Source organism: Sphingopyxis lindanitolerans, from assembly GCF_002993885.1.
Lineage (GTDB): Bacteria > Pseudomonadota > Alphaproteobacteria > Sphingomonadales > Sphingomonadaceae > Sphingopyxis > Sphingopyxis lindanitolerans.
Genome location: NZ_CM009578.1, coordinates 610,051 through 622,043, shown reverse-complemented (window position 1 = coordinate 622,043; position 11,993 = coordinate 610,051). Strand labels below are relative to the sequence as shown.

General features: G+C 65.0%; 12 protein-coding genes. 7 read left to right on the top strand and 5 right to left on the bottom strand.

Annotated elements, in window-relative coordinates:
* Nucleotides 1–22: 22 nt before the first annotated feature.
* From CVO77_RS02955 to lepB, 4 genes are read right to left on the bottom strand one after another with little or no spacing between them, the layout of a single operon-like run.
* Complete coding sequence (locus CVO77_RS02955; protein WP_105997821.1) at nucleotides 23–361, bottom strand: hypothetical protein; 339 nt, start codon at nucleotides 359–361, stop codon at nucleotides 23–25.
* 8 nt (nucleotides 362–369) lie between these two features.
* Complete coding sequence (gene era, locus CVO77_RS02950) at nucleotides 370–1,263, bottom strand: GTPase Era (protein ID WP_105997820.1); 894 nt, start codon at nucleotides 1,261–1,263, stop codon at nucleotides 370–372.
* Entirely contained in the window at nucleotides 1,260–1,943 is a 684-nt protein-coding gene (gene rnc, locus CVO77_RS02945) for a ribonuclease III (protein ID WP_192878858.1), read from the bottom strand. The genes era and rnc overlap by 4 nt, the downstream gene beginning before the upstream one ends.
* The gene (lepB, locus tag CVO77_RS02940; protein ID WP_106000593.1) at nucleotides 1,940–2,833 is read right to left on the bottom strand and encodes a signal peptidase I; all 894 of its coding nucleotides are present in this window, start codon (nucleotides 2,831–2,833) and stop codon (nucleotides 1,940–1,942) included. The genes rnc and lepB overlap by 4 nt, the downstream gene beginning before the upstream one ends.
* A 203-nt stretch (nucleotides 2,834–3,036) precedes the next feature.
* On the opposite strand from lepB, the gene pgi reads away from it, so the two are divergent.
* The 3 genes from pgi to CVO77_RS02925 all read left to right on the top strand — a co-directional run bounded on the left by pgi (nucleotide 3,037) and on the right by CVO77_RS02925 (nucleotide 7,164).
* Nucleotides 3,037–4,542 carry a glucose-6-phosphate isomerase gene (pgi, locus tag CVO77_RS02935; protein ID WP_105997818.1) on the top strand — a complete coding sequence of 502 codons (1,506 nt, stop codon included), beginning with the start codon at nucleotides 3,037–3,039 and terminating at the stop codon, nucleotides 4,540–4,542.
* A 200-nt stretch (nucleotides 4,543–4,742) separates the two neighbouring features.
* The gene (gene gor, locus CVO77_RS02930; protein WP_105997817.1) at nucleotides 4,743–6,089 is read left to right on the top strand and encodes a glutathione-disulfide reductase; all 1,347 of its coding nucleotides are present in this window, start codon (nucleotides 4,743–4,745) and stop codon (nucleotides 6,087–6,089) included.
* A 58-nt stretch (nucleotides 6,090–6,147) separates the two neighbouring features.
* On the top strand, nucleotides 6,148–7,164 hold the full coding sequence (locus CVO77_RS02925; protein ID WP_105997816.1) for an SDR family oxidoreductase: 1,017 nt from the start codon (nucleotides 6,148–6,150) through the stop codon (nucleotides 7,162–7,164).
* Nucleotides 7,165–7,195: 31 nt separating this feature from the next.
* Here the strand turns inward: CVO77_RS02925 and CVO77_RS02920 are convergent, their stop codons facing one another.
* Nucleotides 7,196–8,605, bottom strand: coding sequence for a helix-turn-helix domain-containing protein (locus CVO77_RS02920; protein WP_105997815.1), 1,410 nt, complete (start codon nucleotides 8,603–8,605; stop codon nucleotides 7,196–7,198).
* Nucleotides 8,606–8,728: 123 nt separating this feature from the next.
* Here CVO77_RS02920 and CVO77_RS02915 point away from each other — a divergent pair, with 123 nt between their 5' ends.
* From CVO77_RS02915 to mce, 4 genes are read left to right on the top strand one after another with little or no spacing between them, the layout of a single operon-like run.
* Entirely contained in the window at nucleotides 8,729–10,261 is a 1,533-nt protein-coding gene (locus CVO77_RS02915; protein WP_105997814.1) for an acyl-CoA carboxylase subunit beta, read from the top strand.
* Nucleotides 10,261–10,515 carry a hypothetical protein gene (locus CVO77_RS02910; protein ID WP_105997813.1) on the top strand — a complete coding sequence of 85 codons (255 nt, stop codon included), beginning with the start codon at nucleotides 10,261–10,263 and terminating at the stop codon, nucleotides 10,513–10,515. Before CVO77_RS02915 ends, CVO77_RS02910 begins: the two co-directional genes overlap by 1 nt.
* Complete coding sequence (locus CVO77_RS02905; protein ID WP_105997812.1) at nucleotides 10,512–11,432, top strand: hypothetical protein; 921 nt, start codon at nucleotides 10,512–10,514, stop codon at nucleotides 11,430–11,432. Before CVO77_RS02910 ends, CVO77_RS02905 begins: the two co-directional genes overlap by 4 nt.
* A gap of 10 nt (nucleotides 11,433–11,442) precedes the next feature.
* Nucleotides 11,443–11,883: a methylmalonyl-CoA epimerase gene (gene mce / locus CVO77_RS02900; RefSeq protein ID WP_105997811.1), complete on the top strand. Its 441-nt coding sequence runs from the start codon at nucleotides 11,443–11,445 to the stop codon at nucleotides 11,881–11,883.
* Nucleotides 11,884–11,993 lie beyond the last annotated feature (110 nt).

Sequence of the window (11,993 nt, the reverse complement as noted above, 5' to 3'; positions counted from 1 at the left end):
TCGCGTTGGGGCGGACCCATCGCTATCCCGCGCAGGGCGGGTCGGCAGGGCGGAAGGCGTGCTGGCTGACATTGTCGTGGCGGACGAGGCGGATTTTCGACCCAGCATGGCAGGGCGTCCCGCGTGGCAGCACGACGACAGCTTCCTGCGCTTCGCCCAGACGGACGGTGGCGCGGGGCTGGCCGCCGGCCTGGTCGATGCGTTCGACCTCGCCGCTTACCAGATGATCCTTGTCTTCGCGCGCGACCAGATTGCGCTCGGTGAGAACGAGTAGCGCCGCCGCGATCGCGAGATACCATTTCCAATATTTCAGGATATTGCGCAGGCGGTCGGCGGGGGTGTCGAAGGGATCCTTTGCCATTGTGCCTCTCAATCGACCCAGTCGAGTCCCATGTCGCGATAGACGCTGCGATCCTCGTCCCAGTTCGCCTTGACCTTCACATGCAGGAACAGGTGGACGTTGCGACCGAGAAGTTCGCTCAGTTCGGCGCGGGCCTTGCTGCCGATTTCCTTGATCCGCTCGCCCTTGTGGCCAAGGATGATCGCGCGCTGATTGTCGCGGGCGACGAGGATCTGCTGATGGATTTCGGCGCTCCCGTCTTTGCGCGTCGTGAATTTCTCGGTCTCGACGGTCGACTGGTAGGGGAGTTCCTCGTGGAGCTGGCGGTAGAGCTGCTCGCGCGTGATCTCGGCGGCCAGCACGCGCTCGGGGGCATTGCTGACCTCATCCTCGGGGAAGTGCCACGGGCCCTCGGGCATCAGCGCCGCCAGCACCGCCTTGAGCTCGGCTACCCCGTCGCCGGTGCTGGCCGAAATGAAGAAGGTTTCGTCGAACTTGACCCGCTCGTTGAGCAGGGTCGCGATCGTCAGCAGCTTGTCCTTCTTGGTCAGGTCGACCTTGTTGAGGATAAGGAATTTCTTCTCTGGCCGCCCCTCGATCCCCTGCAACACGCGTTCGGCGCGCTCGCCGAGCTTGGCTGCGGCATCGATCATCACGAGGATCGCTTCGGCCTGGTCGAGGCTGTTCCACGCCGCCGCGACCATCGCGCGGTCGAGCCGCCGCGTCGGCGCGAAGATACCGGGCGTGTCGATCAGCACGATCTGCGCGTCGTCGGCCATCGCGACGCCCATCAACCGGGTGCGCGTCGTCTGCGCCTTGGGGCTGACGATCGCGACCTTCTGGCCGACGAGGGCGTTTACGAGCGTCGACTTGCCGGCATTCGGCGCGCCGACGACGGCCACGAAACCGCAGCGCTGGATCATTTCAATTCTTCCTGTGTCAATCGTTCGAGCAGCGCGGTGGCCGCGGCCTTTTCGGCCGCCTGTTTCGATGCGCCTTCGCCCTCGGCCTCGGCGAGCTTGCCGACCGCGACCGCGACGCGAAAGCGCGGCGCATGGTCGGGGCCTTCGCGGCGGACGAGGCGATATTCCGGCGGCTTGCGCCCCCGCGCCAGCGCCCATTCCTGAAGCGCCGCCTTTGGATGCTTGGGCGCGGCGACCTGGCCTTCGATCATGTCGCCCCATTTGGCGACGATGAAGGCGCGCGCGGCATCCTCGCCACGGTCGAGCCAGAGCGCGCCGAGCAGCGCCTCCAGAACATCGGCGGCGATATTGTCGCTGTGCCGCCCGCCGTCGCCGATCGCCTGGGTGCCGAAAAGGACATGCGCGTTGAGGTCGAGCCCCTGTGCGATCCGTGCGCAGGTTTCCCCCGACGCCAGAGCGTGGAGGCGCGATGAAAGCTCGCCTTCGGCCGCCTTCGGGAAACGGTGGAACAGCTCGGAGGCGATCACCAGTCCCAGCACCCGGTCGCCCAGGAACTCGAGTCGCTGATAATCGCCCGCGCCGCTGCTGCCGTGAGTGAGCGCCTGGTGATAGAGGGCAAGGTCGCGGGGTTCGGCGCCGGTCAGGGCTGCGATCGTCGCCGCGGACGGCCTTTCGCTCAAAAGCCTTCCCCGATACGGCTCCAGCGCGCCGCGGTGAACCAGCTGATCGGGTTGATCCAGCTTGCCGACCCGTCGGTCGAGAACATGCCGACGAGGGCGTGACCGACCAGATTCTTTTCGGGAACGAGCCCGATGCCACCATTTTCCTCTGCCGGGAAGCGGCTGTCGGCGCTGCGATCGCGGTTATCGCCCATCAGGAACAGATGATCGGCGGGTACGGTGACGAGCGGCGTATTGTCCTGCGCGATCGGGGTGATGTCGAGGATCGCATAGCTCTTGCCGTTCGGCAGCGTTTCGCGGAACTGCGGGTAGCGGCACTGGCGCTGGCCCGCCGCGGTCACTTCCTCGAACTGCGGGGCATAGCAGGGGAGGGTGCCGGTGGTGCGCGATGCGTCGATCATGTTCTGCGTCACCGGGATGACGAAATCGGCCATCGGTTCGCGCTTCACGGGCTTGCCGTTCAACCAGACGATGCCGTCGCGGACCTGGATCGTGTCGCCGGGAAGCCCGATCACGCGCTTGATATAATCATTGTCGTTGACCGGCGGCGCCTTGAACACGACGACGTCGCCGCGTTCGGGCGTGCGCGCGAAAAGGCGGCCGGGGATCAGCGGCACGCTGAACGGCAGGCTGAATTTCGAATAGCCATAGGCCATCTTGTTCACGAGCAGATAGTCGCCGATCAGAAGCCGCGGCTGCATCGATTCGGACGGGATGTTGAAAGGCGACAGGAAAAAGCTGCGGAAAATCAACACTGCGATCGCGAGCAGCGCGAGAAAGCGGACCGTGTCGATCGCTTCCTCCTTCGCCGAGAGGGGGGCGGGTTCGGGTTTGGCCGGGCTGGGGTCGGTCGCGGGCGAATTATCGGCGGTAAAGCTGGCATCGGTCATGCCGCGCATTGGCGACGAATAGGTCTGCACGTCAAGCAAATATCGGCGGATGGCGCTGGCGCGGGGGCGGCGGCGGGCCTAAGGAACAGGCGAACATCTCCATCCCCGTTCGCATCGGGCAACGTCGAGATGCCCATCGGCCGTTCAGGCCTTCGGGGTGTCTCGACGTCGCTCGACACGAACGGACGTCAAAGGGAAATCTGATGACCACCCCATCCGAAGCGTGGCAAGCGCTCGCCGACTGGCAACCGCGAAGCCTCTCCGATCTGATCGCCGCCGATCCCGATGCGCGGTTGCAGGTGCTGGTGCACAGCGTCGCCGATATCCGCGTCGACTTTGCCAAGACCCATCTCGACGGTGCGGCGCTTGCGATCCTTTCGGGCCTTGCCGCGGCGCAGGATTTCGTGGGCCGCCGCAAGGCGCTGTTCGCGGGCGGCATCGCCAACCCGACCGAAAATCGCGCCGCCGAGCATAGCGCCGAGCGTGGTGAGGGGGCGCCCGAATCGGTCCATGTCGCGCAGGCGCTGCACCAGCGGATGCGGATGATGGTCGATGCGATCGAGGCCGGCGCGTTCGGCGAGATCCGCCATCTGCTCCATATCGGCATCGGCGGTTCGGCGCTCGGCCCCGACCTGCTTGTCGATGCGCTTGGGCGCCACAGCGGGCGGTACGACGTCGCGGTCGTCTCGAACGTCGATGGCGCGGCGCTCGCGGAAGCGTTCGCGAAGTTCGATCCGGCCTATACGCTGGTTGCCGTCGCGTCGAAAACCTTCACCACGACCGAAACCCTGCTCAACGCCAATTCGGCGCTGCAATGGCTGGACGAAGCCGGCGTCGACGATCCGCTCGGCCGCTTCATCGCGCTGACCGCGAGCCCCGAGCGCGCGATGGAGTGGGGGATCGACGAGACCCGCATCCTGCCGTTCAGCGAAAGCGTCGGTGGACGCTATTCGCTCTGGTCGTCGATCGGCTTTCCCGCGGCATTGGCGCTCGGCTGGGACGCCTTTGCCGACTTGCTCGAAGGCGCGGCCGAGATGGATCGTCATTTTCGGCTGGCGGACGGCGCGGACAATATCTGCCTGCTCGCGGCCTTCGTCGACCAGCTTTATACGAACCGGCTCGGCTGCCAGACGCGCGCGGTCTTCGCCTATGACGAAAGGCTGCGGCTGCTTCCCGCCTATCTTCAGCAGCTCGAAATGGAATCGAACGGCAAATCGGTGACGCTGGACGGCGCCCCGCTGGGCCGCCAAAGCGCGGCGATCACCTGGGGCGGGGTCGGCACCGACGCGCAGCATGCGGTGTTCCAGCTCCTGCACCAGGGCACGCATCTGACCCCGGTCGAGTTCGTCGTCGCGCGCGAGCCCCACCATCTGCTCGACGACGCGCATCACGAAACCCTCGTCGCCAATTGCATCGCGCAGGGAGCGGCGCTGATGGCGGGACGCGCAAGCGACGATGGCGCGCGCGCCTATCCGGGCAACCGTCCCTCGACGACGATCCTGCTCGATCAGGTGACCCCGCGCAGCCTCGGCGCGCTGATTGCTTTCTATGAGCATCGCGTGTTCGCCAATGCGGTGCTGCTCGGCATCAATCCGTTCGATCAGTTCGGGGTCGAGTTGGGCAAGGAAATGGCGAAGGGGCTCGCGGAGGGGACGGTGGAGTTCGACCCCGCGACGCAGGCGCTGATGCAGGCGGCGCTGGGGGAATAGGCCATATCCGTCATTGCGAGGAGCCGGAGGCGTCGAAGCAATCTCCAGCCATCGACCTTGCGCAAGGTCGATGGCTGGAGATTGCTTCGCTGCGCTCGCAATGACGCCATGTTTTACGCTGACCGCAAAATTCGATTGGCAAGCCGCCGCCGCATAACCACATAGGCGCCAGCCAATCATTCCATTGCAGGGGCTCCTTCATGAGCGATTTCGACTATGATCTTTTCGTCATCGGCGCCGGGTCGGGCGGCGTGCGCGCGTCGCGCGTCGCGGCGTCGCACGGCGCGCGCGTCGCGGTGGCGGAGGAGCATCGGGTCGGCGGCACCTGCGTGATCCGCGGCTGCGTGCCCAAGAAATTGCTCGTTTACGGCGCCCATTTCGCCGAGGATATTCACGACGCGCGCAAGTTCGGCTGGGACGTTCCCGACTGCACATTCAACTGGGATGTGCTGCGCGACAATGTGCTCGCCGAGGTCGACCGGCTCGAAGGGCTCTACGGCCAGACGCTCGACAGCCACAAGGTCACGCTGTTCAAGACCCGCGCCACTGTCGTCGGCCCCCAGAAGGTGCGGTTGGCCGACGGCAAGGAACTGACCGCCGAGCGCATCCTGATCGCGACCGGCGGCTGGCCGCACGTCCCCGAATTTCCGGGCAGCGACCATGCGATCACGTCGAACGAGGTCTTTCACCTCGACGCGCTGCCAAAGCGGATCGTGATCGCGGGCGGCGGCTATATCGCCAACGAGTTCGCCGGTATCTTCAATGAATTCGGCAGCAAGGTGACGATCGTCAATCGCGGCGATACGATCCTGCGCGGCTATGACGAGCAGATTCGCGACCGGCTGCTCCAGATTTCGATGACCAAGGGCATCGATTTCAAGTTCAACGCGCCGTTCCAGTCGATCGAGAAGCAGGAAGACGGCACGCTGACCGTCCATCTCGAAAATTGCGAGCCGATCGAGGCCGAGGCGGTGCTGGTCGCGGCGGGCCGGGTTCCGAATACGAAAGGGCTGGGGCTCGAGGAGATCGGGGTCGCACTCGACGAAAAAGGGGCGGTTGTCGTCGATGCGACGAACCAGTCGTCGGTGCCGAGCCTCTATGCCGTCGGCGACGTCACCAACCGCATCCAACTCACGCCGGTGGCGATCCGCGAGGGGCAGGCGTTTGCCGACAGCGTCTTCGGCGGCAAGCCGACGCTCGTCGATTATGCGAATGTCCCGAGCGCGGTGTTCAGCCACCCGCCGATCGGCGCGGTCGGCATGACCGAGGCCGAGGCCCGCAACAGGCTCGGCTCGGTGCGCATCTATACCAGCGATTTTCGCGCGATGAAGAATGTCCTCGCGGGCCGCAACGAGCGCGCGCTCTACAAGATGGTGGTGAATGAGGCGACCGACCAGGTCGTCGGACTGCACATGATCGGCCCCGACGCGCCCGAGATATTGCAGGCCGCGGCGGTCGCGGTGAAGGCCGGGCTGACCAAGGCCGATTTCGACGCCACCGTCGCGCTGCACCCCAGCATGGCGGAAGAATTGGTGCTGATGAAATAAGGTTTCGGCCTGCAACCCTTATGCGCTATTCTCTCGTGGAAAAGCGAGGGGAGGGCATATGGTCGGCACGGCATTGGTTACCGGAGGCAGCGGCTATATTGCGGGCTTCCTGATCCGCCAACTCATCGACAATGGCTGGACCATCCACGCCACGGTCCGCAGCCTGACGCGCGAGCCCGAGGTGCGGGGTTGGCTGAACGTCGACAACGACCGGCTGAAAGTCTTTGCCGCCGATCTGGAGCATGACGCGGGCTGGGCCGAAAGCATCGCCGGCTGCACCCATGTCGCCCACGTCGCCTCGCCCTTTCCGCTCGGCGTGCCCAAGCATCCCGACGAGTTGATCGTTCCGGCGCGCGAGGGCGCGCTCCGCGCGCTGCGTTTCGCGCGGGCGGCGGGGATCAAGCGCTTCGTGATGACCTCGTCGATGGCGGCGATCGCTTATGGCCATGGCGACGGCGGCGGCATCTATGCCGAAGCCGACTGGACCAATCTCGATAACCCCGGCGTCATGGCCTATCCGCGCTCGAAGACGATCGCCGAGCGCGCCGCCCGCGACTGGATCGCGGCCGAGGGCGGCGGCATGGAATTCGCCTCGGTCAATCCCGCGGCGGTGTTCGGGCCGTTGCTCTCCGACGATCTGTCGACTTCGATCGAACTGGTGAAGCAATTGCTTGAGGGCAAGGTGCCGATGTGCCCCGACATCGGTTTTGGCATCATCGATGTGCGCGACGTTGCCGACCTCCATTATCGCGCGCTGACCGCGCCCGATATCCGTGACGAGCGCTATGTCTGTTCGGGGCCGTTCCTGAAGATGATCGACGTCGCAAACATGCTGACCGCGAACCTGGGCGAACAGGCGAAAAAGGTGCCGACGCGCAAGATGCCCGACTGGCTGCTCAAGATCTTCGCGCTGGTCCGCCCCGAACTCAAGCAACTCGTCGCCGAACTCGGTAATGTTCGCGGCGGCGACAGCCGTCACGCGATGGAAACGCTCGGCTGGACGATGCGGCCGCCCGAGGAAGCGATCCTGGCGACGGCGCACAGCCTGATCGAGCGAGGGATTGTGAAGGTGTAAATTCCCCCTCCCGCTTGCGGAGGGGAGCGGATCATCCAATCCGGTAAGGCACCACGCCCCGGCGGTCGGGGTCGACGAGGATCGGGCGGTCACTGGGCGGGAAGGCGCGCTGGTCGCAATCGTCGCGCGGGCAGATGCGGCACGACAGGCCGATCCGCGCGGCGCTTTGGGGGGCAGCGACATCGACCCCGTCGGCATAGACGAAATCGGCGGCATATTGCGCCTCGCACCCGAGTGCGACGGCGTAGCGGCGCGGGGATCGCGCATAGCTGCCCGACGGCTTCACCAGCCCCTTTGCCATCGACACATAGCGCAGACCATCGGGCGTCTCGGCGAGCTGGAACAGGATGCGGTCGGGGATCGCCGCCGCTTCGTGGACGACCCACAAGGGGCAGGCGCCGCCGAAGCGTGCGAATTGCAGCCGCGTCGCACTGTGGCGCTTGGTGATGTTGCCCGCCATATCGACGCGGCAGAAAAACATCGGGATACCGCGCGCACCGGGGCGTTGGAGGGTCGAGAGGCGGTGGCACGCCTGCTCGAAGCTGACGCCATAGTCCATGCGCAGCCGGTCGATGTCGTGCCGCACCGCGCGGGCGCTGGCGCGAAAGGGGGTGTAGGGCATCAGCACCGCGCCCGCGGCGTAATTGGCGAGGCCGACGTGCAGCAACTGGCGCGCCGCCGCGGTGCGCAGCGGCGACGCCTCGACCACCGCGGCGATCTCGCCCGCGAGCGCGAGTGCGGCGAGTTGGTGCGCGAGCTGGAAGCGGCGGCTTTCGGGCGGCTGCGACGGGTCGATGACGAGGTGGCGCATCGTCGCGTCATAGTCGCGCAGCGCCTGCGCCTGATGATAGACGATCGAGATGCCGAGCGCATCGCGCAACCGCCGCTCGATCGTCTCGATCGCGGGCGACGGGTCGCGCCCACGAAGCTGCCCCGCCAGCGCCTCGGCGGCGCGGTCGATACTGTCGACATAATTGCCCGCGTCGTGGAACCAGTCGCGCACCTCCTCCCACGGCAGGCGGCTGCCCTCGGCGGTGCCGCCGGTCAGGGCTTCGTCGATGATCTGGAGCCGCTGCCCGGCGCGGCGATAGGCGGCATGGAGCGCGACGAACTGGTCGGCGAGCTGCGGCTGTTGCAGCGCCGCGCGTTCGAGCTGATCGGGCGCGATCGGCGCGGGGGCGAACAGCGGGTCGGCGGCGGCTTCGCGCAGCGCCGCGGCGCGGCGGTCGCCGGTGTCGGCGGCGACCTCCTCCCATTCGAGCGGGAAGAGCTTTTGCAACCGGTCGAGCAGGACGGGGGTGAGCGGCCGGCCGTCATGCTCGATCTGGCTGAGATAGGAGGCCGAGATGCCGAGCCGCGCCGCGAAGTCGGCCTGGCGGAGGGCGCGGGCTTCCCGAAGTTGGCGAAGTTGCCGCCCAGCGTAGAGTCGTGACTGCACCATCGCGCGACAGGTTAGTTTGCAAATTGATACTTTGCAACTTTGCAAGTTCACATTTGCGTCGCTGCCGCCAAACGGGCAGGGGAAGCTGTCCAATGCCGTGGGCCAATTTCGTGGGAGAGCCGCATGTCCGCCAATATCACCGAAATGGAAGGCCGCCGTGCCGCCGCCGCTCTGGGCGGCGGGCAGAAGCGCATCGATGCGCAGCATGCCAAGGGCAAGCTGACCGCGCGCGAGCGGCTCGACGTGCTGCTCGATCATGGCTCGTTCGAGGAACTCGACACCTATGTCGAGCATGATTGCGTCGATTTCGGAATGCAGGACCAGAAAATTCCGGGCGACGGCGTCGTCACCGGATCGGGGACGATCAACGGCCGCCTCGTCTATGTCTTCAGCCAGGATTTCACGGTTTTCGGCGGCTCGCTGTCGAAACGCCACGCCGAAAAGATCTGCAAGGTCATGGAAAAGGCGATGCTCGTCGGGGCGCCGGTGATCGGCCTGAACGACAGCGGCGGCGCGCGCATTCAGGAAGGCGTGGCGTCGCTCGGCGGCTATGCCGACGTGTTCCAGAAGAATGTGCTCGCCAGCGGCGTCGTCCCGCAGATCAGCCTGATCATGGGGCCATGCGCGGGCGGCGCGGTTTACAGCCCGGCGATGACCGACTTCATTTTCATGGTGAAGGACAGCAGCTATATGTTCGTCACCGGCCCCGATGTTGTCAAAACCGTCACCAACGAGGTCGTCACGCAGGAAGAACTCGGCGGCGCGATCACCCACACGACGAAAAGCTCGGTCGCCGATCTGGCGTTCGAAAATGACATCGAGGCGCTGCTCGCGGCGCGCGATTTTTTTGACTATCTGCCCGAAAACAACCGCAGCGGCGTGCCGGTCCGTCCGACGAGCGATCCTTATGACCGCAAGGAAACCAGCCTCGACACGCTGATCCCGCCGAACGCGAACCAGCCCTATGACATGCACGAACTGATCCGCAAGACGATCGACGAAGGCGATTTCTTCGAGGTGCAGCCGGCGCACGCGGGCAACATCATCTGCGGCTTCGGCCGCATCGAGGGACGCACGATCGGCATCGTCGCGAACCAGCCGCTGGTGCTCGCGGGGGTGCTCGACATCAATTCGTCGAAGAAGGCGGCGCGCTTCGTCCGTTTCTGCGATGCGTTCGAGATTCCGATCGTCACCTTTGTTGATGTCCCCGGCTTCCTGCCCGGCACGGCGCAGGAATATGGCGGCATCATCAAGCATGGCGCGAAGCTGCTCTTCGCTTATGCCGAGGCGACGGTGCCCAAGATCACGGTGATCACGCGCAAGGCCTATGGCGGCGCTTATGACGTGATGGCGTCAAAGCATCTGCGCGGCGATCTGAACTATGCGTGGCCGACTGCCGAGATCGCGGTGATGGGCGCGAAGGGCGCAGTGGAAATCATCTTTCGCAGCGACATCGGCGATCCCGAAAAGATCGCTGAACGCACGAAGGAATATGAGGACCGCTTCGCCAATCCCTTCGTCGCGGCGCAGCGCGGTTACATCGACGAGGTGATCTATCCGCACTCGACGCGGCGGCGGATCGCGCTGGGGCTGCGGAAGCTGCGGAACAAGCAGTTGGAGAATCCGTGGAAGAAGCATGACAATATTCCGCTGTGATGGATGAGTTGAGAAGCCTCGCTATTTATATCGTGCCGTTGATGCTGATGATCGTCGCATTGCCGACAATGACAGTGATTTCGGCTCGGCGGACTGGCGAATTGAAAATTCCTCGTCGGGGCAGGCAGCAGTTTGTTCTTCGCCGATCGGAAGATACGGCGCGATTTGATGCCGAGCTTGGTTTTCTTCAGAAAGTGACAGTCGCAATAGGACTGTTTTTCATGGCAACATTAGTATGGATATTTTCTAGGTGAAACTGGGCCGTCTCAACCATATCGGCGTCGCGACGCCGTCGATCGCCGACAGCATCGTCATTGCGAGCGAAGCGAAGCAATCTCCAGCCTTCGATCTTGCGCAAGCTGGCGGGCTGGGGATTGCCGCGTCGCCTGCGGCTCCTCGCAATGACGGTGGGTGGGTGTCGTGGCGTAATTCCTTTCTCGCTCTTCTGATGGCTCCGGCCCTGTTGGCCGCGCCTGCGGCGTCGGCGTTCGATCCTGACACGCCGGTCGGGGTGGTCAAGGAGGCCTTCCCGGTCGTGCTCGGCAGCGACGAGGACATGACGATCGACGCCGCGTTCCGCGCAGCCTTCGCACTGCCGAAAGGCGCCAAGGTGGAGGCCGAGCGCGTGATCGACGATCGCAGCTATCAGTTCCGACCCGTCGCGATCCATCTGCTGGCGGACGATGTCGCTGTGCTGCTGAGCGTCGGCGGGCTCGACGAGGCGGGGCATGGCGATGGTGGGCTCAACGCGATCCACTATCTGAAATCGAGCCCGAACGGCTGGGTCAGGCAGGGCGAATGGATCGACCTGGGTGCGGTCGGCACGATCGGCAATGGCGCGACGAGTTGGGCCTTCACCAATCTGCTCGGCCGTAACCCCTATCTGGTCACCGCGGGCGGCGGCGTGTGGCAGGGCTGCGCGGTCAGTTCCGCGGTCGTCACCGAACTGACCCCCGACGGCCCCGTCGATCGCGGCGGCTTCACCGATTCGATGAGCTCGGGCGCCGGGATCGGCCAGACCGAGCAGGACTATGACGGGCGGATCGCCGCCGCGATTCCCGACAAGAGCTTTACCGTCGCCTACACCGGCACGCGGTCGTTCAAGCAGCAATATGTGCTGAACGATGGCAAATATGAACTGGTCGGCAAGGATCGGGTGCCGGGTTGCTGAGGAGAAGATTATGAAACTGGGCCGCCTCAACCATATCGGCGTCGCGACGCCCTCGATCGCCGACAGCATCGTCTTTTACCGCGACGTGATGGGCGCGACGACGATTCACGAGCCGTTCGACATCGCCGATCAGGGCGTGAAGGTCTGTTTCGTCGATACGCCCGGCGCCGATGGAGCGCTTACGGGCACGCAGATCGAACTGGTCGAGCCGCTGCCCGGCAACACCTCGATCGCGGGGTTCCTCGAGAAGAACCCGGCGGGGGGGCAGCATCATATGTGCTATGAAGTGCCCGACATTCATGCCGCCAAGGCCGCGTTCGAGGCGCTGGGCAAGCGGGTGCTGGGGGAGCCGCGGATCGGGGCGCACGGGACTTTGATCTTCTTCGTCCATCCGCGCGACATGGGCGGGGTGCTGACCGAGATTATGGAGACGCCGAAGGGCGGGCACTAAAGTCCTTCTCCCCTTGCGGGAGAAGGATACGAAGGCTTGCCGCTTCAGCGGCTAGCCGCAGTTGGATGAGGGGTTGCGAGCGACGCTCGCGCGGTCCTTTGGACCGCAAC

Excerpts from the sequence above, each read along its gene's own strand:
- era (WP_105997820.1), bottom strand. The coding sequence starts at position 1,263 with ATGATCCAGCGCTGCGGTTTCGTGGCCGTCGTCGGCGCGCCGAATGCC.
- CVO77_RS02920 (WP_105997815.1), bottom strand. The coding sequence starts at position 8,605 with ATGGTGCAGTCACGACTCTACGCTGGGCGGCAACTTCGCCAACTTCGG.
- mce (WP_105997811.1), top strand. The coding sequence starts at position 11,443 with ATGAAACTGGGCCGCCTCAACCATATCGGCGTCGCGACGCCCTCGATC.
- CVO77_RS02915 (WP_105997814.1), top strand. The coding sequence starts at position 8,729 with ATGTCCGCCAATATCACCGAAATGGAAGGCCGCCGTGCCGCCGCCGCT.
- CVO77_RS02925 (WP_105997816.1), top strand. The coding sequence starts at position 6,148 with ATGGTCGGCACGGCATTGGTTACCGGAGGCAGCGGCTATATTGCGGGC.
- pgi (WP_105997818.1), top strand. The coding sequence starts at position 3,037 with ATGACCACCCCATCCGAAGCGTGGCAAGCGCTCGCCGACTGGCAACCG.
- gor (WP_105997817.1), top strand. The coding sequence starts at position 4,743 with ATGAGCGATTTCGACTATGATCTTTTCGTCATCGGCGCCGGGTCGGGC.
- CVO77_RS02955 (WP_105997821.1), bottom strand. The coding sequence starts at position 361 with ATGGCAAAGGATCCCTTCGACACCCCCGCCGACCGCCTGCGCAATATC.
- CVO77_RS02910 (WP_105997813.1), top strand. The coding sequence starts at position 10,261 with ATGGATGAGTTGAGAAGCCTCGCTATTTATATCGTGCCGTTGATGCTG.
- lepB (WP_106000593.1), bottom strand. The coding sequence starts at position 2,833 with ATGACCGATGCCAGCTTTACCGCCGATAATTCGCCCGCGACCGACCCC.